The organism is Paenibacillus sp. EB106-06-01-XG199, assembly GCF_058791575.1.
In genome coordinates, this window is the sequence record NZ_JBYTDQ010000003.1 from 278,138 (window position 1) to 297,077 (window position 18,940).

General features: G+C 50.0%; 16 protein-coding genes. 3 read left to right on the forward strand and 13 right to left on the reverse strand.

Translation table 11 applies throughout. The annotated features are described in order from the left end of the window. The first annotated feature begins 166 nt into the window (after positions 1-166). Both AC3WT9_RS12115 and AC3WT9_RS12120 read left to right on the forward strand, forming a co-directional pair. Positions 167-1,117 carry a DUF1385 domain-containing protein gene (locus AC3WT9_RS12115; RefSeq protein WP_445745042.1) on the forward strand — a complete coding sequence of 317 codons (951 nt, stop codon included), beginning with the start codon at positions 167-169 and terminating at the stop codon, positions 1,115-1,117. Positions 1,118-1,124: 7 nt separating this feature from the next. Further along, positions 1,125-1,460, forward strand: coding sequence for a hypothetical protein (locus AC3WT9_RS12120; RefSeq protein ID WP_341094797.1), 336 nt, complete (start codon positions 1,125-1,127; stop codon positions 1,458-1,460). 242 nt (positions 1,461-1,702) lie between these two features. Here the strand turns inward: AC3WT9_RS12120 and AC3WT9_RS12125 are convergent, their stop codons facing one another. The 3 genes from AC3WT9_RS12125 to mntR form a co-directional block, all read right to left on the reverse strand. Further along, entirely contained in the window at positions 1,703-2,650 is a 948-nt protein-coding gene (locus AC3WT9_RS12125; RefSeq protein ID WP_341094799.1) for a patatin-like phospholipase family protein, read from the reverse strand. A 94-nt stretch (positions 2,651-2,744) separates the two neighbouring features. After that, a complete protein-coding gene (locus AC3WT9_RS12130) occupies positions 2,745-4,421 on the reverse strand; it encodes a family 10 glycosylhydrolase (RefSeq protein ID WP_341094801.1) in 1,677 nt (558 codons plus the stop codon). 178 nt (positions 4,422-4,599) lie between these two features. Continuing rightward, positions 4,600-5,025, reverse strand: coding sequence for a transcriptional regulator MntR (mntR, locus tag AC3WT9_RS12135; RefSeq protein WP_038594947.1), 426 nt, complete (start codon positions 5,023-5,025; stop codon positions 4,600-4,602). A 191-nt stretch (positions 5,026-5,216) separates the two neighbouring features. Between mntR and splB the strand changes: the two genes are divergently transcribed. Beyond that, entirely contained in the window at positions 5,217-6,293 is a 1,077-nt protein-coding gene (gene splB / locus AC3WT9_RS12140; protein ID WP_341379206.1) for a spore photoproduct lyase, read from the forward strand. A 1-nt stretch (position 6,294) separates the two neighbouring features. Here the strand turns inward: splB and AC3WT9_RS12145 are convergent, their stop codons facing one another. The 10 genes from AC3WT9_RS12145 to AC3WT9_RS12190 all read right to left on the reverse strand — a co-directional run bounded on the left by AC3WT9_RS12145 (position 6,295) and on the right by AC3WT9_RS12190 (position 18,925). After that, the gene (locus tag AC3WT9_RS12145; protein WP_038594949.1) at positions 6,295-7,008 is read right to left on the reverse strand and encodes a cytochrome c biogenesis CcdA family protein; all 714 of its coding nucleotides are present in this window, start codon (positions 7,006-7,008) and stop codon (positions 6,295-6,297) included. Positions 7,009-7,056: 48 nt separating this feature from the next. Next, positions 7,057-7,860 carry a metal ABC transporter permease gene (locus tag AC3WT9_RS12150; RefSeq protein ID WP_341094803.1) on the reverse strand — a complete coding sequence of 268 codons (804 nt, stop codon included), beginning with the start codon at positions 7,858-7,860 and terminating at the stop codon, positions 7,057-7,059. 525 nt (positions 7,861-8,385) lie between these two features. Continuing rightward, positions 8,386-9,135: a metal ABC transporter ATP-binding protein gene (locus AC3WT9_RS12155; protein ID WP_341094804.1), complete on the reverse strand. Its 750-nt coding sequence runs from the start codon at positions 9,133-9,135 to the stop codon at positions 8,386-8,388. Between the two features lie 34 nt (positions 9,136-9,169). Next, entirely contained in the window at positions 9,170-10,177 is a 1,008-nt protein-coding gene (locus AC3WT9_RS12160) for a metal ABC transporter solute-binding protein, Zn/Mn family (RefSeq protein WP_341379208.1), read from the reverse strand. A 258-nt stretch (positions 10,178-10,435) separates the two neighbouring features. Beyond that, on the reverse strand, positions 10,436-12,457 hold the full coding sequence (metG, locus tag AC3WT9_RS12165) for a methionine--tRNA ligase (RefSeq protein ID WP_341379209.1): 2,022 nt from the start codon (positions 12,455-12,457) through the stop codon (positions 10,436-10,438). 359 nt (positions 12,458-12,816) lie between these two features. Then, positions 12,817-13,080, reverse strand: coding sequence for a membrane protein insertion efficiency factor YidD (yidD, locus tag AC3WT9_RS12170; protein WP_341379210.1), 264 nt, complete (start codon positions 13,078-13,080; stop codon positions 12,817-12,819). Between the two features lie 2 nt (positions 13,081-13,082). Beyond that, a complete protein-coding gene (locus tag AC3WT9_RS12175; RefSeq protein WP_341380394.1) occupies positions 13,083-13,544 on the reverse strand; it encodes a Fur family transcriptional regulator in 462 nt (153 codons plus the stop codon). A 237-nt stretch (positions 13,545-13,781) separates the two neighbouring features. After that, the gene (locus AC3WT9_RS12180) at positions 13,782-15,971 is read right to left on the reverse strand and encodes a copper amine oxidase N-terminal domain-containing protein (protein ID WP_341094812.1); all 2,190 of its coding nucleotides are present in this window, start codon (positions 15,969-15,971) and stop codon (positions 13,782-13,784) included. A 343-nt stretch (positions 15,972-16,314) separates the two neighbouring features. Continuing rightward, entirely contained in the window at positions 16,315-17,097 is a 783-nt protein-coding gene (locus tag AC3WT9_RS12185) for a response regulator transcription factor (protein ID WP_341379211.1), read from the reverse strand. Continuing rightward, positions 17,075-18,925: a cache domain-containing sensor histidine kinase gene (locus tag AC3WT9_RS12190; protein WP_341094814.1), complete on the reverse strand. Its 1,851-nt coding sequence runs from the start codon at positions 18,923-18,925 to the stop codon at positions 17,075-17,077. Before AC3WT9_RS12190 ends, AC3WT9_RS12185 begins: the two co-directional genes overlap by 23 nt. Positions 18,926-18,940 lie beyond the last annotated feature (15 nt).

Genomic DNA, 18,940 nt, shown 5'->3' on the forward strand with positions numbered 1-18,940 from the left:
CTCCGCTCTCTAAATGCTAGTATGCACAGGAAAAGGCAATCCAACTAGCAATGTGGGCATAAATTAGTTACAATGTATTATATAAATCATATTAATACATGGGAAGGTGAATTGGTTGTCCCAAGAAACTCCAAGTTACGGCGGCCAAGCCGTTATTGAAGGCGTCATGTTCGGCGGCAAGCATATCAACGTAACAGCCGTAAGAAGGAAAAATCAGGAAATCACATTTTTGGAGGTGCCGAGAAGCGATAAGAGCTGGGTCGTTAAACTGCGCAAGATTCCGCTGCTTCGCGGCATTGTCAGTATTATAGATTCCAGCGCCAAAGGCTCCAAACATCTGAATTACTCAGCGGAATCGTATGCCGAGGATGAAACAGAGCCGGAAGAGCTTGCCAAGCAGCAGAAAGAAAAAGAAAAGAAGAAGGATGAGGGCTGGAGCCTCGGCATGATTTTTGGCGTGGCGGTTATGGGTATTCTCTCCTTTCTCTTCGGCAAGGTAATATTTACGCTGGTGCCGGTATTCGTTGAAGATTTTTTATTCGGCAATGCATTTGATAACTATGTTCTGCACAACCTCGTAGAAGGTGCGATCAAGCTGGTTCTTCTGCTCGTTTATTTATGGGCAATCTCGCAGACCCCGGTGGTCAAGCGGTTGTTCCAGTATCACGGAGCCGAGCATAAGGTCATCAGTGCCTTTGAAGCCGGTGAGGAATTGACTGTTCAGAATGTACAGAAGTACAGCCGCCTGCATTACCGTTGTGGAAGCAGCTTTATGATGCTGACCATTGTGCTGGGTGTAATCATTTACTCCGTTGTCCCTTGGGATAACCTTACCCAGCGCGTACTGCAGCGGATTATTCTCCTTCCTGTCGTCATTGGCGTATCGTTTGAAGTGCTGAAGGGCACCAACGCTGTACGGGACATTCCGGGTCTCAAGTATTTAGGTTATCCTGGGCTGTGGCTGCAGCTGCTCACCACTAAGGAACCAAAGGATGATATGGTGGAAGTCTCCATCGCCTCGTTCAACCGGATGCGGGAGCTTGATGCCGCAATTGAAGCAGGGGAATATACAGAAGTGAGAGTGTCAGGCGGCATATTGGATCCTGCGAAAGGATGAGTGGCCTATGAGGCATGCTATAATTTTTTGGATTTCGGTATCGCTTGCGGTACTGGGTCTCGTTACAGGAATGTTGAGTGATGTTTTCGGAACGTTGTCGGTATTCCTTTTTCCTTTGGTATTACTCGGTCTGCTCTATTACGGGTACAAGATGACACCGGCTGGAAAAACACGGACTCCCGGCAGACCGCGCACAAAAGTAAAGCCTTCACAGAAAACCATGTCTAAAGTGGCCGGGGTACGCAAAGCCCAAACCGCACCCGGTAAACGCAAAAGCTATCCGTTCCAGGTTATCGAGGGCAGTAAGGGTAAAAGCGACGATCAGCTTCCAAAGTATCATTAACAGGTTCTTGCTGCTCAAGCAAAAACTGTAAGCACAAGTGGAAACGGCTTTGCCGTCCTCAAAAGGACGGTATCCGTTTCAGCGAGAAATAGAAGGATAATTTATAGCGTGAAACATATAAATTCTTATCTTTTCAAAAAGGCATCTCCACGTTGCATAACTGACGTGTGGGATGCCTTTTTTAATATAGTTGCTGGGGTGGGAAGATGGGGGCTCGGGGAGAGAGGGTTCCCTATTGAGACTCACTGGGTGAGCTTGTGAACGGGCGGCCTCCAGTTTTTGAAGAACTCCTCCCCCGCCTTATATCCCGCCGCGTACAGATCATCACCCTGCACCGGGGAAATATGAAAACTGGTTGTAGAAATCCCCAGTGTCGGAATTTTGACCGTCCGCACAAGTTTCTCTGTTTCGATATAACGTTCATCATGGGCCGACAGCATGGTCCCTACCAGTGCCTGCAGCATACTAAAGGGACCGGTGATCCGGTGAGGCTGGGGATCCGTCCTCCCGATCAGCTGATAGCCGACTGTAGGGATGTTGTGCCCCGGACTTATAAAACCTGCTTGTTTCTCATCGAACAGCCATAACGGAAAATTGCTGAGCAGTCCTCCGTCGACGAAATAAACGAATTGTTCAGTGAATGACTTCCCCCGGGCAGCCTGCCCGCTTAAACGCAGCATAACCGGGTCGAAAAAATAAGGAATGCTGCAGCTCATGCGGACTGCCTTGGCGACTTCAAACCCGCCTGGGGTTATGCCGTATTCCTCCAGTCCGTCCGGAAGGACAACAATTCGTCCGTTCGAGATATCTGAAGTAATGATGGACAGCTTCCCGCGCGGTAAATCGCTGAAGGTGACAATGCCTTTCTCCCGCAAAATGCCGCGGATCCAGGATTCCAGCGCCTCTCCCGAGTACAGGCCTTTTTTAATCATCACCCGCAGTGCAGGACCTATGTAAGCTGTATTGTACAACGCTCCCCGTTTCAAAAAAGAAGAAAAAGAAGTTCCTTTTATAATCCGGCTCATGGCTTCACCGTTATAACCTGCAGCCAGCATCGAGGCGATAATGGAACCCGAGGAGGTTCCGGCTACTTTACGGAAGGTGCGGCCCGCATGTTCCGTCGCCTCTACCGCTCCTGCGAGCGATATTCCCTTTACCCCACCGCCTTCAAACACAGCATTAATCTCCATACAGAGTTTACCCCCGTTCCATAGATCCTATTGCTTATCTATGAGCACGGGGGAAGTTTCATGACTTCTTATGATTGCAATTGCCGGTAATTCATCAGGATTTGAAATAGAACGTCAATAAGCTGGAGAGTCCGAACGGATCACGCACAACTATATCATTCGCACGGAACATAATGCTTCCGGCAACCTCATCGTACTGTTCGTTATATTTGAGCTGGTTGATGATTTGCTCTCCGCTCTGCCATTCGGCCTTCTGATCACTTGCTCCAACCTTATAAGCTGCCTGGCCAATGTACAGCTTCACTCCGGTACCCTTAACTTCATTTACCCACCAGTCTACCAGCTTGTCATAGCGGGCTGCGGAGAAGGATAAACTCCAGTAAATCTGCGGTGCAATATAATCGATCCAGCCATTTTTGATCCATGTCCGGGTATCTGCATACATGTTATCATAGGCCGATACGCCTGCCGTTGTGTCGGATCCGGTACTGTCAGCCTTCTTGTTGCGCCATACGCCAAACGGGCTTACACCGTAAGAAACATCAGATTTCGCGCTGTGAATCTCCCGGCCTAGCTGGCGAATAAATTCATTGATGTTGTCCCGCCGCCAATCCCCTTTACTAGAGATAGCCTTGGCGTTATATGTATTGAACGCCGCGTCATCGGCGAAAGAGCCGGAGGGATAAAAGTAGTCATCCAAATGTACACCATCAATGTCGTAGCCTTTGACAACCTCCATCACCGTGTCGATAATATGCTGGCGCGCCTCGGGAATCCCCGGATTAATGTACAGCTTGTTCTCTGCATTTACAATCCATTCCGGATGGGCCTTGGCTACATGATTGCTGGCAAGGCTTGAAGTGCTGGCATCCGTGGTTGCACGGAACGGGTTGAACCAGGCATGAAACTCCATGCCGCGTTCATGTGTACTGCTAACCATGTACTCCAGCGGATCATAACCGGGATTTTTCCCCTGCGTTCCCGTTAACACCTTGGACCAGGGAACAAGCACCGAAGGATACAGGCTGTCCCCTGACGGTCTGACCTGGACAAATACGGCGTTATAGCCAGTGGCCTGCAGCTTGTCCAGCATCGTGCTGAACTCTTTCTTCTGTTTGTCGGCATTGTTCGCCGAAGAAGTCGACGGCCAATCCAGATTAAATACGGTGGAGATCCAGGCACCTTTCATCGCCTTGCCTGTTTTTGCTCCCGGAATGGACGGGATTTCAGGAACGGTTGGCTTCGGCACCGTTGGCGTTGGCACGGTAGGTGTTGGCACCTCAGGCGTTGCCGGTGTAGTTGGAACCGAAGGGGTCCCAGGACTGATAATTTCGGTATTCGAGTACAGGGCGATATTATTTGCTGCCTTATTCCAGGCCACCTGTAGCCCAAGCTGTTCGCCTACAAAACGAAGCGGCACCATCACCCGGCCCTGCCGGCTCTGAACCGATGTTTCAAGGCTGATAGAAGCTCCGTCCACGAGGGCCGTTGTGCTGCCGCTGGTCAGCTTCAGCACGGTGTTCCCTTTGCTGATCGTGGCCGTCTTGCTGCTCTGGTTCCAATCCACTATCGCGCCAAGTCCCCTGCTGACTACAGCCACAGGCACTAGCGTTACATTGGAAGCGGTAATGTACGGCGGCACATCACTGCTCAATGTTTCCCCATCCAGCTCAATCGTAATCGGCACCGCTGCCGCACGGACACCGGGTAACCCTACAGACAGGCACAAGACAAAAACCAGCAATCCTACAATCCATTTACGGTAATTCATAATTCCTCCCAGGTTTACATTCTGAAATGTGTATAAACAAAAAGAAACGGCCCTCTCGTCCTTAAATAAGGGAGACGGCCGTTTGCTTTGGAAACGGGGTCATAGAAAAAAAGAACGTTACCCGTTTTGACGTAAAAAAACTGGAAAAGTTGCGCAAAGCAAGAAAAATCTGCTTCGTTTAAGAATCGCTGACCAGCTCATGGTGAATATCGTATAAGGTCTGGAGACGTGCTTCATCGCGCCGGAAATATTCCACCAGCGTTTCAATCCGCGTGATAGAATCCCAGCTCAAATGATGTTCGATGCCTTCCACATCCTTATAAATATGCTCCTGCTGTACTCCGATCAGGCCAAGAAACTCCTCCAGCAGCTGATGACGGTCAACGAGACGTTTTCCTACTTTTTTACCTTTGCTCGTTAGGACAAGCCCACGATATTTCTCATAGATGAGATAGTCGTCCTTATCCAGTTTTTGGATCATCTTGGTTACAGAGGAGGGGTGTACTTCCAGTCCCTCGGCAATATCCGAAACCCGCGCATATCCTTTCTCGTCGATGAGCTTGTATATGCGCTCCAAATAATCCTCCATGCTGGGTGTTGGCATTCAAGTTTACCTCTTTTCTATAATGAGCGTGGCGCGGGGGCCAACCTTGCTCTAACAATGATACATGTTTCTGCCGCTCTTTGGCAAGTCCTCCGGCCCCTTGTTGCCCTGCATAGCGATGTTTACCATGATTTTATTCCGCCCTTAACCGGCACAATAACGATATCCTCATCCCTAAGGAGCGTGAACCCATGACTGTAGTAACGCCCGAACGTCCCTCGGCCAAAAGACAGAAAAAGCCGACCGGTCTTTTCATTCCAGAGCTGGTTTTTTTCGAGCCGGATTCGCTTAATTATCCCAAAGGAGTACAGATTATGGAATGGGTCAAAGCCCAGAACATCCCCTACCGCATGACGACCTCGCATAACCGTATTACGAACCTGCCCGGCGAAACCGAGGTTGAGCAATACAAAATCGCCAAAAGAACACTGGTGGTCGGCCTGCGCAAAACGTTAACCTTTGACCAGTCCAAGCCGTCTGCGGATTATGCGATTCCGATTGCCACCGGCTGTATGGGACATTGCCATTATTGTTATTTGCAAACCACGCTGGGGGCCAAGCCCTATATCCGTGTCTATGTGAATACCGGGGACGTCATCGAAGCCGCTAAAAAATATCTCCAAGAGCGCGCTCCGGAAATCACTACCTTTGAAGCCGCCTGTACTTCCGATCCGCTCGGGTTGGAGCATATTACCGGCTCCCTGACGGAGCTGATCAACTTCATGGCCGCAGAGCCGCTCGGGCGGCTGCGTTTTGTAACCAAATACCAGCATGTTGAGCCGCTGCTTCAACTGAAGCATAACGGCCATACACGAATCCGTTTCAGTGTGAATGCCGACTATGTCATCAAGAACTTCGAGCCGGCTACTTCGCGGTTTGAGGAGCGGATTGAGGCTGCGGGAAAAGTAGCCCGGGCCGGATATCCGCTGGGCTTTATCATCGCACCGATTATCTGGCATGACGGCTGGGAAGAAGGCTATGCGGAACTGCTGGAGAAACTGGCCAAAACCCTTCCGACAGATGTGGGCAAAGGATTGACTTTTGAGATGATTCAGCACCGTTTCACCAAAACGGCCAAAACCGTGATCGAGAAACGTTACCCCAAATCAAAGCTGGAGATGGATATCGAAAAGCGCAAAAAGAAATGGGGCCGCTGGGGCCAAAATAAATATGTGTACCCCGATGAACAACAAACCGCCCTGCGGGAGTTCATCACAGAGCGGATTTTTGAACATTTCCCGGAAGCGGGAATTGATTATTTTACCTAAGCTAGAAGATCAGCCAGTCCGGCGTGACTCCCTGCAGCCAGATCGTTATCCGGAACATTTGATCTGTAAACAGCAAAACCCCCATTAAGACCATTAGTGCGCCACCGATCTTCATCAGCACATTGGAATATTTCAGGATTTTTCTCGCCCCGCCCAGGAAGAAGGCCAGTGCGAAAAACGGCAAGGCGAAGCCGATACTGTATGCGGTAATCATCGTAAACCAAGTTCCCGGATCACTGGCAGACAGCGCGATGATTGCCGTCAGAATCGGCCCGATGCAAGGTGACCAGCCCGCGGAAAAGCCGATGCCAAAAATAAAGGAGCCGGCGTAACCCGCCGGTTTCCATTTCAAATCAAGCTTGCGTTCCCGCAGCAGAAACTGTGGCTGAAAAATCCCCAGCAGGAACAGTCCCATCACAATGATTAGGATAGCCGACAATTGGCGGATCAGATCACGCTGCCCGTTGAAAAATTGCCCGAACAGCCCGGCCCCAAAGCCGAGCGTATAAAAGACTACTGAAAACCCCAGGATAAAAGCCAGCGTATGCGACAGGGTGCGGAAACGTACCTCTTTGCTGTTACTGCCACTCTTTAGCTGCTGCACGGACAACCCGGTAATATAAGATAAGTACGAAGGATAAAGCGGCAGACAGCAAGGTGATATAAACGACGCCACACCAGCGGCAAAAGCAATTCCTGCATTCAGGTTCGACAAAGCGGCAGCTCTCCTTCCGGGTTCAGGGTCACTTTGCTAGTTACATTCTTAAGAGGGTAATCCTTTTTTGCCGATCAGTGTAAGGGTCAGCAGGGCAATAAGCAGTAGAACGATTGTTGCCCCAGGCGCCAGATTCCAGACCCCCGCAACTACCAGACCTCCCACAACAGCAATCTCGGCAATGATAACCGACAGTACAACCGAAGACTTAAAGCTGCGTGACAGCAGCAGACTAATCGCCACCGGAATCGTCAGCAGCGCAGACACGAGCAGCGAACCGACAATCTTAATGGCCGTACTGATCACAAGCGCCGTAAGCACCGTAATGAGCATGTTGAGCAGCTTCACGGGCAGGCCGCTGACACTCGCCGCATCCTCCTCAAAGCTGAGCAGAAAAAACTCCTTGAAAAACAGCGTCACGACTACAACTACGGCAATCGTCACGATACCCACTACAATCAGATCGGTATTATTGAGCGTATAGATACTCCCGAACAGATAGCTCATCACATCCGCATTATACCCTTTGCCTAAGGTGAAAAAGAGTGAAGCCAGCGCTACCCCACCTGACATAATAATTGCGATGGACAGCTCAGCGTAGCTCTTGTACGCCTTGCGCAGCTTTTCGATGGCAAAGGAGGCCACCACCGCAAAAATCAGACCTGCCCCCAGCGGATAAAACCCGGTCAGGAAGCCCAGCGCCACACCTGCGATGGTCACATGGGCCAACGTGTCTCCGATCATCGACAATCGTCTGAGCACAAGAAAAACGCCTATAAGCGGCGCGGTAATGCCGATCATCAGCCCGCCCGCAAGCGCCCGCTGAAAAAAGTCACTGAATAGAATTTCCAAGATATATTCTCCTCTGAATTTCGATAGATCTATTTTTAGAAGCTTCAAACCAAATTTCAAACAATTACGACCCCTCCCAAACCCTCCCTTCCAAGGGAGGGCCCCAAGGGCTCTGCCCTCTGGACACCCGCTTAAGTGCAGCTGGCGTGGGAGAAGTGTATTGCGGTATCTGGTGATTGCGGAGGAATGAACGCTTTTCCTCCCTTACGGGACACGCTTTACCGGTGCGGGATCTGGGTACGGAATAAAGGCTAAGGTCAAAAGCCTGGTCATCATTGTACAATGGATGACCAACGGTAAACCTGCTTGTTTCAGCGGAGAAGAGCAACCTACTGCAGATGATACAATAGATTGCTCACTTTTGGCGCTGATATGGAATTCTGTTGCATTTAGTTGCTGGTTGAGTTGCTGATGCAACAGACTGATGGTTAACGGTACGGTATCCGGCATATTGTATTTACTGCAGCTATTTAGTATGTCAGCGACTGGTATGAAGTATTAAGTGTATTTGTGTGCAGCCCCGGATCAGGTAAGTGTATGCTGCAGGTTCTCCACGGCGCAATCCTGAACGTCATGAGAGTGGCGGCAGTAGAAATTGATTTTGCCGTTTTTCTGAACCGGCTCCTGCCCCAGATAATTTTTGATCATGTCGATGTCATGCGACACCATCAGGAAAGTCATATGATGATGGGCATGCATATGCAGAATGAGGTCGAAAAACCCGGCTTGCGTTTCGGCATCAATCCCCACGGTAGGTTCGTCCAAAATGAGCAAATCCGGATGATTGATCAGCGCACGGGCCAGGAATACACGCTGCTGTTGACCGCCGGACAGCTGACCAACTCTTTTCTCAGCAATATCCTGAATCCGCATTACCTCAAGGGCGTCCTCACACTGGCGCTGCTGCGCTTTGGACACTCTGCGGATCAGATTCTTATTGTTGTACAAGCCGGACAGCACGACTTCACGGACCGTTGCCGGGAACAAGGGGTTGAAAGCATTTTTTTGCGGGACATAGCCGATGCGCTCCCAATCCTTAAACTTGCGGACAGACTGGCCAAATAATTTAATATCTCCGCTGGTTGCGGGCAGGAGCCCGACGATCATCTTCAGCAAGGTTGTTTTGCCGGCGCCGTTGGAACCGATAATTCCCAGGAAGTCCCGTTCCTTCACGGTGTAATTCAGATTGGAAATCACCTTCTGCTCTCCGTAAGAGAAGGAAAGATCCTGTATCTCGATCATATGCTGATGGCAGTCCAAGGATACCGATTGCATTGTGAAGTACCGCCTTTCACTTATACTTTCCTTACTATTGTAAAGCCAGAATTAGATTTTGCAAATTTTTCTCCATTAATGTGAAATAGTTGTCTCCATTCTTGTCCTGTTCGGTGGTAAGTCCCTCAACCGGATTTAGCACCATCGTCTCCACACCGGCTTCACCAGCCAAGGTTTTGGCCAGCTTGTCAGAAACCAGTTCCTCGAAGAAGATATAACGGATGCCTTCCTCTTTTACCAAAGCCGCCAGATCCAGCAAATCCTGCCCGCGTGGTTCCGCATCCGGGGACAAGCCCATGATGGCATGTTGTTTCAAACCATAATCACGCGCGAGATAAGCAAACGCCTGGTGGGACACGACGATTTCTTTATTCGGCAGCTTGGCAAGCTCTGTCGTAAACTTGCTATCCAGCGCCTGCAAGCGCTCTGTAAGTTTGTTATAACGTTCCTCATAACCAGATTTATGCTCAGGATCGACGGACTGGAGGCTCTCTTTAATGTTCTCAGCCATCACAAGCGCGGATTTTGGACTTACCCAGGTATGGGGATCCGTATGCAGGCTGTCGGTGCCTGTTTCTTCGGAATGCTCTTCATCCGCATGTCCCTCACCTTCATGCGCATGTTCCTCGCCTCCATGATCATGCCCGTCTTCTTCATCCGTCATAATATAATTGACGCCTTTGCTGACTTCAACAGCCTTGGCTTTACTGTCGCTGTTGAGGCTTTTAAGGAAGTTCGGCACCCAGCCTTCAAGTCCGGCACCATTGTACAGAAACAGCTGGGCTTTGGAAGTATTGATGATATCCTGGCTGCGCGGGGTCCAATCATGAGGCTCCACACCGACCGGAAGCAGATTAATGACATTGGCATCTTCCCCGCCAATTTCTTTGGCAAATTCATATATAGGATAAAAAGTAGTGACTACATTCACTTTACCCTCAACGATACTCCCGCTGCTCTTGGGACCGCAGGCCGCAAGCGTTAGGATTACCAGCAGAGCAAGCACCAGCAGCAGCCCTCTGTGTGGTTTTGTTAAAGACATAATTGCTATCGACTCCTTAAATCGTAAATTTTACTATGAGAATTATAATAGTAATGGTTACGATAAGTCAACTCTCATGTTCTCCCGGACGTTCTGCTGCCAGAGTCAAATACAGCTTCAAAGCTTCATGTATCCCATGTATCCATCACAAAAAGGAACGCCCGCAGCCATTGCTGGCGTGCATGCGTTCCCTTGCAGACGTTCGGCGGGTCAGTTGAATTTGCCCATTTAGACCCGTTATTTGTTCTGGTTGCCTGCTTACTTCACAATTGCGCCGTTCGGCATGCTGTCCGGTACGGTTGCGATCGTCAGCTTGTCGCCTTTGGAAGCGGCCAGGATCATGCCTTGCGACAGCTCGCCGCGCAGCTTCACCGGCTTCAGGTTGACGATGCAGATTACCTTTTGTCCCACCAGCTCTTCTGGAGTGTAGAACTTGGCAATCCCGGACACCACCTGACGCTGCTCATAACCGAGATCAAGCTGCAGCTTCAACAGCTTGTCTGCCTTCTTCACCGGCTCAGCGGCGATGACCTGGGCCACGCGCAGCTCGGCTTTGGCAAAATCGTCGATGCCGATTTCTTCCTTATGCTCTTCCTCCGGCTCAGCTGCTGCGCCGCTTTCAGCGCCTGCAGGTGCAGGCTCCGCTTCTGCTGCCGCCGGTTTGCCGGCACCCATCGCCTCGGCGATGTAGGCAACCTCTACAGCAACATCGAGGCGCGGGAAGATTGGATCGCCTTTGGCCAGCTTCGTTCCGGCTGGAATGAGGCCGAAGGTTTTGCCGCTGTCCCAGGCTGTCAGCTCACCCGGCTGAATGCCGAGCTGCTCCCAGATTTTCGCCGGTGCGCTGGTCAGGAACGGCTGCAGTAGAATCGAAGCGGTGCGTAGGCCCTCCACAAGATGTCTCATGACGGAAGCCAGCTCGCCGGTTCTGCTCTCATCCTTCGCGAGCACCCAAGGCTGGGTCTCATCAATGTATTTATTCGTACGGCTGATGAATGCCCCGATCGCGGTAAGGGCCACGGAGAATTCCATTTTTTCCATCGCTTCTTCAACTTTGGCATAGGTGCTGCCCGCAGCCGCTTCAAGCTCGCCGTCGAACGCCGTTACCTTGCCTTCGTAAGCCGGAAGTTCACCGCCAAAATATTTCTCAACCATCGCCCCGGTCCGGTTCAGCAGATTGCCAAGGTCATTGGCCAGATCATAGTTGATCCGGTCTACAAAGCTTTCAGGCGTAAAGGTGCCATCCGAGCCAAATGCCACTTCACGCAGCAGATAGTAACGCAGCGCGTCCAATCCGTAGCGGTCGATCAGCGTAACCGGATCCACGACATTACCCTTGGATTTAGACATTTTGCCGTCTTTCATCAGCAGCCAGCCGTGTGCGAACACTTTCTTCGGAAGCGGCTCGCCCAGCGCCATCAGGATGATCGGCCAGTAGATCGTATGGAAACGCACAATTTCCTTACCGACAATATGCACATTCGCAGGCCAGAACTTGTCATACAAGCTGCGGTCCTCGGAACCATAGCCAAGGGCTGTGATATAGTTCGTCAATGCATCAATCCATACATACACGACATGCTTCTCGTCGCCCTTGACCTTAACGCCCCAATCAAAGGTCGTACGGGAGACCGCGAGGTCCTCCAGCCCGGGTTTGATGAAATTGTTGATCATTTCGTTCTTGCGTGATTCCGGCAGGATAAACTCCGGGTTCTCTTCATAATACTTCAGCAGACGGTCAGCATACTTGCTCATGCGGAAGAAATAGCTTGCTTCCTTGACCAATTCGACAGGGTGGCCGCTGTCCGGGCTTTTACCGCCGGTGATGGCACCGTTCGCGTCCCGCTCGATATCCACCAGCTGAGTTTCGGTGTAAAAGGTTTCATCTGGAATACTGTACCAGCCTTCATACTCACCTTTGTAGATGTCGCCCTGCTTCAGCAGGCGGTCAAAGATATCCTGTACCACTTTCTTGTGCCGTTCCTCCGTCGTGCGGATGAAGTCATCGTTGGAAATATCCAGCTTGCGCCACAGATCCTTAATGCCGACGACAATATCGTCAACGAACTGCTGTGGGGTCTTGCCAGCTTCAGCAGCCTTTCGTTCAATCTTCTGCCCATGCTCATCCGTACCGGTAAGATAACGGACCTCATAGCCACGCAGGCGCTTGTAGCGGGCCATAGCATCTCCAGCTACCGTAGAGTAAGCATGCCCGATATGCAGCTTGTCACTCGGATAATAAATCGGTGTAGTCAGGTAAAAAGTTTTCTTATCGCTCATTTCATGTCATCCTTTCGTCTTGGCAAACACAATAAACACAAAAAACTCCCGCCCCTTTATGGGGCGAGAGTATACTCACGCGATACCACCCAAAGTTCCCTGGTTCTTCACAGAACACAGGCTTCGCCAGTTCCCTTGCGGAACTGTCCATTAACGCTGGAACACGCTGTTATCTTACTTAAGCCGCGACAATCGGCTCCAGCTCGAACACAGTTCCTCCCGGACCATATTCAATCCGCGTACCATACCGGCTCCCAGCTGTTCTTCCCGGCTCTCTGTAATGGTCGTCCCGATCTACTCATCCGTTCCTCGGAAATTAATGTTATTATCCAAAATATACCCAAAATGCAGGCGTCATGTCAAGTCGTGGGAGCTGCTTCGTCCCCGGCAGAGTGTTCTTTGCGCGGCGGTACCGGGTCCAGTCCCCCGGGATGGAAGGGATGGCATTTGCCAATTCGCTTCGCGGCAAGCCACGAACCCTTGAGCGGGCCATGGATTTCGATTGCTTCCAGCGCGTAGGCTGAGCAAGTCGGATAAAAGCGGCAGGTCGCCGGTTTAAGCGGCGAAATAAATTTGCGGTACACGCGGATTGGGGCCTGGATCGTTCTGCGTATAATAGGCATAATCAGTGCCCTTCTTTGCCGTGCGCTGCAAGTCCCGTCTCTTCTTCACGGTTCTGTTCACAATCCTTGCAGTAACCGAACACCTCAAATTTATGCTTGACCACCCGGAACTGTTCCGGAGTATCCGTTAAATTCATCGGGCAGAATTGAATCGGGTAAGTCTTCATGCATTGAAGGCAAATCATATGGTGATGGTGGTGATCCTGATTGCAGCTGCCTTTGAACTTGACGCCATCCTCAAAGACCACCTGCTCCAGCACACCCAGCTCCTCCATGACACGCAGGTTGCGGTAAACTGTATCAAAGCTGAGCCCGCTGTACTTGCGGCCCATATGCTCATAAACATCCTTCGCCGACAAATATCCCGTATTCTCGCCGAATAACCTGGCAAGCGTTTTGCGCTGATCGGTGATTCGCAGTCCCTGCCCCGACATGGCTTCCAGTATTTGTTCTGTCGACAGCATTCGCTCATCTCCCATAACAAAGGTCATTTGTATTGCACTCTCTTTATAATGCCCCAAAACAAATGCCCCGTCAATGAAACGTGCCACCCAAGACTTGCTTGCTGGAAGACTTCAGATCCAATGACCCTATATTTGACACAAAAAAAGCTACCCTTCCTTGATGGAAGCGGCAGCCTTTTTTTGTGGATTGGAATGTCCGTTGCCGGACATTCCAGTATTACTTAAGTACTTCCCTGTTTATTTCTTCGGAGGAAGTGGTGTGAACAGGAAGTTGACCGACAGGTTACTGCCGGAAGCCGGAGTAAACAGGATCTCTACTGGACCTTCATAATCACCGGTCCGGTACACAACGCTGTTCAAATCGGAACTACCCAGACTTTTCTCGTTTGGCACCTGTACGACTTGATTGCCGTTAACAAGAACGGTGCCCATATAGTTTCCTCCACGCGGGTTAAAGGTAATCAGCGTATTGGCCGCTACCCGCTCCAGCCTGATTTTGTACAGTACACCGAAGTTCCCCAGATTGGTTTCCTGGAGGCCTGTCAGGGCATCGAGGCCGAGCAAGTTCGGATCATTGTTATTATCGCCGATCACGAGTCTGGCTGGAGAGGTTCCCACCAAATCCGAAACGTTAATGAGACGAGTAGAATCCGGATAGGTACCACGATTATGCACTCCGTCACGCGGCAAGATAGGCGTCAAAGGCAGTGAAGAAATCGGCTCTTTATTCGCATCAATCATCATTACGGAATAGGTAACTGCTAAATCACTATACATATCAGCTTGCATCGAGACGTTATCATTTGGCTTCATGGCTATAGTGTTCAGTTCCGTAAGAATCGATACGCTTTGTCCTGGCTGGATTACCGTTTGCTTGTACGAGCTCCCGTTCAGCATCGACTCCCAGTACCGTGTTACAGATTTCTGTCCGGTAAGCTCTGCAAATGAGCTAGGGCCACCAAATCCAGAATATTGGGTTGTAATTGTCGCAGGATACATATTGTCATTTGTGGCAATCACATATACCTTGGTGTTGATCGACAAATTATTCTTATGGTGAATCAGGAAACGTGTTGCACCTGTAGCCGTTTCACGGTACAGAACACCCTCGCTGAACACAGTTTCCGGGCTGTTGCTGCGGATCAGGGTAAACGGCTCGGAAGACGTGGCGTAATTTAGATTCGGCCAAGTAGGGACCGGGGTGCCGTCAAATTTGAATGCTGTACCAGGTACCGCGAACAGGCGGTTAAAATCCTCTTCATTATACAGCTGTTCTTCCGTAATAATAATTGTTTTCTCAAACGTATTGACGGCTCCATGGGAATCCGTAGCAGTCAGGCTGATGACTTTTGGACCGGGTGTAAAGAACGCCTGGGCTTTATTGGTCCATGTTACTGTAATCGTGTCGCCGTCTGGATCACTGCTGTTATCCGTATAAGTGATCGGTTCACCCATTTTGTACTGTTCCTTGTCGGTGACGAAATTTGCCACCGGCGCTTCATTCGGCTTCAGAACATTGATGGTCGCAGTGTACGGATCACTCGTGCGTCCATTGGCATCCACAACGGAATAAGTAACGGTATAAATACCGGGTTCATCATAATAGTCCCGCTTGTCTCCACTCCATATATCACTAACGATAGGTGTATTATTCGGTGAACTGCTGGAGGTCACAAAGTTGACCATGGTTTGACCGGCATAAATTTCAGTAGGTTGAACGGTAAAAGAAGCCTTAGGCTTTGTGGAAAGCGTAAGAATTACACGTTTCCCAGCAGTATCCAATACATAATTTAATTTCAGTGCCGATGTAATCGAGGTCAAAGGAATCATAAACGTTCCTTTGTACTGGTAGGTTGCACCCTTCATTGTAGACTTCTTGCCATTGACTGTATAGGTTTTGCTGTTCAGCTTAAAGCGCATTACATCGCTGCCTTTTGTAACTACGGTTTCCTTGGCCTTGGAATCATAAGTAACCTGCAGTCCTACACGTTCCACCATCGCCCGGATAGAGACGTAGGACACGCCGTTCTTGACTGCCATCGGCTGATTGGCCAAATATAACACACCGTTTACGTACATTTTGTTGCTGTTCAACATCAGCACAAGCTGGTCATCGCCTGTAGCTGATAGCATTTGCGGATCCATACCGTTCGTCTGCATGTACGTTTGACCGGTAACCGTTGCAGGCGGCAACGGTGTTGCCGTAGGCTCTGCAGACGGAGTCGGTGATGCTGTACCGTCCAACAATCCGCCTGACGACGGGTCAGTAGATAGGGGTACAGATGATGCAGACGGTGTTGGTGTCGCCTCTGCGGTACTCACGTTACTCGGTGAAGTGGTGCTGACGGGTGCGGCAAAAGCCGGTACTGCTGCGGCAACCTGTGCAATGGCCAAAACAGCAGCTAATGATAATTTCTTAAAATTCATGATATGACTCCTTCTACTCCCAGTTGTAGTATATAAGGCCTGCAGTTCTCTCTCTGTAATCCTTATATTCCCCGCAAAACGCATGATGCCCCCAAAGGGACAAGCAGGCAAAATTTTGCCACATGCTTTTTACAAAACATAGTATTAGACGCAGTAAGCCCTTAAAAGTTTCATTAAATGTAAAGAAAGATCAAAATCCATTTTTAACCTGTGAGAAATTACAAACAAAAAAGACGATTTGCCTTCACGTTCAAGGTTAATCGCCTTTTATAGTTATTTACAATGCCGGTTTCCTCTTACATTACTTGCGCCAGGCCTTACACTCGCCCTGACAGCAACACAATTACACTTCCCTGGATTGATCACGGTACTCCTTGGGGGACATCCCTGTCTGCTTCTGAAACACTTTAGTAAAATAACGCCGCTCCTGATAACCTACTCCGGAGCTAATCGCCGTGATGCTCTTGTCGCTGCTCGCCAGCATGAACTTGGCGGCTTCAATCCGCTGCTGAGTCACATATTCCACAAAGGTCATCGCAAAGCGGTTCTTGAACAACAGGCAGAAGTAGCTGCCGCTGATACCTATCTTGTTCGCGACTTCCTCTATGCCCAGATCATAATGCAGCCGCTCCGAAATATATTGTACTGCCAGATTCATCAACTGATCCGGTGTTTTTTTGACAGAATCGTCGGCTGCAGGCACTTCCTGAAACAGCGGAATGCTGTTGTACAGCTTATCCTTGTACTGCCTGCTGCGGATTTGCGTACCGATCTCCCGCACCTTGTTGCCAAGCTCCTCATAATGAATCGGCTTGCAGATATATTCCTTTACACCAAGGCGTATGGCTTCCCGGGCGTAATTAAATTCCTGGTAACCACTAAGCAGCAGTACCTCGCTCTCCAGTCCCATCTCCCGCAGCTTGCCGATGAACGTCAAGCCGTCCATCACCGGCATGCGGATATCGCATAGCACAAGGTCAGGCGCGTTCTCCTCGGCAATTCGTAAGGCTTCCATGCCGCTGCGGGCCATGCCGGCAACTTCCATCCCCATCTCCTGCCATGGCAGCACCTTGTTGAGATTGTTCAGTATAGGGGCTTCATCGTCAACCAATAATACTTTTAGCATAATGATCTTCTCCCTGCCCGTATTTAGGTATGACACAATGAATGATTGTTCCTTCACCGGGACTGGCACAGATGAATATCCCGTATCGGTCGCCGTATTCAATCCGGATACGGTCGGCCACACTGCGCACCCCAAGACCACGCCGCTCCGGATGAATGCCATGCTCCTGGTTCTGTCCCGCCTGCTCCGCAGATTCATGGATCATATACTGGAACATCGAGAGCTGGGCCGGAGTCATCCCGATTCCGTTATCCTCAATCTGCAGGATCAAGTTGCCGCGGTCTTCCCAGCCCTTTACAGTCACCTTGCCCTTGTATCCGATCCCCTCAAACCCGTGCTGGATACTGTTCTCCACCAGCGGCTGCAGTGTCAGCTTGAGGATACCGCAGCCCATAAGCCCTTCGGGGATGTCTATTTCATAATCAAATACATCCTCGAAGCGGAATTTCTGGATATCGAGATAATTGCGCAGGTGGGTGACTTCTTCTTCCAGTGTGATTTCATCCCTGTCCTGAATGCTGATCCGCAGAATGCTGGCTAGCCGGTAGACCATCTCGCTAACCTTGCGGCCTTCATTCTGTACAGCAAGCACATTGATCGACTCCAGCGTGTTGAACAGGAAATGCGGCTTGATCTGTGCCTGCAGAACCCGCATCTCAGCCTGATTCTTCCGCCTTTGCTCCAGATGAATCCGATTAAACAAGCCGTTGATTTTATCCATCAAATCGTTAAAGCCCTTCGCAAGCAATGTCATCTCGTCATTGCCCTTTTCCTCAACCCTTGAAGTAAGATCGCCATCCTCCACCCGCCGCATAAAGCGGACAATAACAGCAATCCCGCCCGTTATCCGGTTCATAAAGAACAAATTAAAGATGACGGCAGCCAGGAAGCAGAGAAAGATAACCCCGACAAACCAGCGGGCGAACACTGTAACCTCCCGTGACAATGAACCCCACGAGGTGATAGAAACGAGGCTCCATGGATATTCTTTCAAATGATAGACGGACAGAATACTTTTCTCCCCGTCGAACTGGGTTTTGAAGCTTTGAAAACCTTCCTTGAAGGTAATATTTTTCGCCGTAAACGACTGGAAATCCTGTCCGTCCAGCTTGCGGTCCGGATCCAGCAGAATCATTCCGTCATCGTTCACCAGCATGAAAGAGACCTTCTGGTTACTGTCCCCAATCTTCAAATTCCGGAATATGGATTCGAACTCCCAGTTCTTAATCTGCACGACCAGAATGCCGATGTCCTCAAAGAAGCTAAGCTCCTTCACTAGCCGGATCTGTGTGAACACTGCTTCTGTTCCTGTCAGTTCCGGATATTCATGCGGTGCCAGCCATTTCGGCACACCATTGAGCTTCATGACCTCCTGATAGAGAGCACTTCCTTTGAATTTATCGTAAGGGAGTGTGCGGAAATTTTCCTTGTTGAATACCGATACGATCTCCGAGCTGCCTTTACCGTTAAAATTGTACAGAAAGGCATAGCTGATCGAAGGGTGATTATACAGCAGACTACGGAAATTTCGCTGGCTGGCATTCAGGCTCAGCTGCTCAGCATCAGTCAGATCCTGTTTCGAAGGATCATCCGCGCTGAGCGCCATATGAAACACCGAGGTAGCAATTCCGTTGTCTGTCACGTTGTTCATGTCCTTAAAGACGCTGGAGATGCTGTAGCTGATCGCTTTAAGTGAATACTCGGACTGCTGGCTGTATTTCTTCTCAATTGAATTATAAGTAACGAAGAACATAATCATGCCAAGAATAAACAAGGGGATGATAATCAGGCCCAAAAATGCCGTAAATAATTTATAGCGCAAATTCATCGGCAGTGCTCCTGA

Excerpts from the sequence above, each read along its gene's own strand:
- AC3WT9_RS12125 (WP_341094799.1), bottom strand. The coding sequence starts at position 2,650 with ATGGAGATTAATGCTGTGTTTGAAGGCGGTGGGGTAAAGGGAATATCG.
- AC3WT9_RS12185 (WP_341379211.1), bottom strand. The coding sequence starts at position 17,097 with ATGCTAAAAGTATTATTGGTTGACGATGAAGCCCCTATACTGAACAAT.
- AC3WT9_RS12160 (WP_341379208.1), bottom strand. The coding sequence starts at position 10,177 with ATGTCTTTAACAAAACCACACAGAGGGCTGCTGCTGGTGCTTGCTCTG.
- AC3WT9_RS12190 (WP_341094814.1), bottom strand. The coding sequence starts at position 18,925 with ATGAATTTGCGCTATAAATTATTTACGGCATTTTTGGGCCTGATTATC.
- AC3WT9_RS12180 (WP_341094812.1), bottom strand. The coding sequence starts at position 15,971 with ATGAATTTTAAGAAATTATCATTAGCTGCTGTTTTGGCCATTGCACAG.
- metG (WP_341379209.1), bottom strand. The coding sequence starts at position 12,457 with ATGAGCGATAAGAAAACTTTTTACCTGACTACACCGATTTATTATCCG.
- yidD (WP_341379210.1), bottom strand. The coding sequence starts at position 13,080 with ATGCCTATTATACGCAGAACGATCCAGGCCCCAATCCGCGTGTACCGC.
- splB (WP_341379206.1), top strand. The coding sequence starts at position 5,217 with ATGACTGTAGTAACGCCCGAACGTCCCTCGGCCAAAAGACAGAAAAAG.
- mntR (WP_038594947.1), bottom strand. The coding sequence starts at position 5,025 with ATGCCAACACCCAGCATGGAGGATTATTTGGAGCGCATATACAAGCTC.
- AC3WT9_RS12120 (WP_341094797.1), top strand. The coding sequence starts at position 1,125 with ATGAGGCATGCTATAATTTTTTGGATTTCGGTATCGCTTGCGGTACTG.
- AC3WT9_RS12155 (WP_341094804.1), bottom strand. The coding sequence starts at position 9,135 with ATGCAATCGGTATCCTTGGACTGCCATCAGCATATGATCGAGATACAG.
- AC3WT9_RS12175 (WP_341380394.1), bottom strand. The coding sequence starts at position 13,544 with ATGCTGTCGACAGAACAAATACTGGAAGCCATGTCGGGGCAGGGACTG.
- AC3WT9_RS12130 (WP_341094801.1), bottom strand. The coding sequence starts at position 4,421 with ATGAATTACCGTAAATGGATTGTAGGATTGCTGGTTTTTGTCTTGTGC.
- AC3WT9_RS12115 (WP_445745042.1), top strand. The coding sequence starts at position 167 with ATGTTCGGCGGCAAGCATATCAACGTAACAGCCGTAAGAAGGAAAAAT.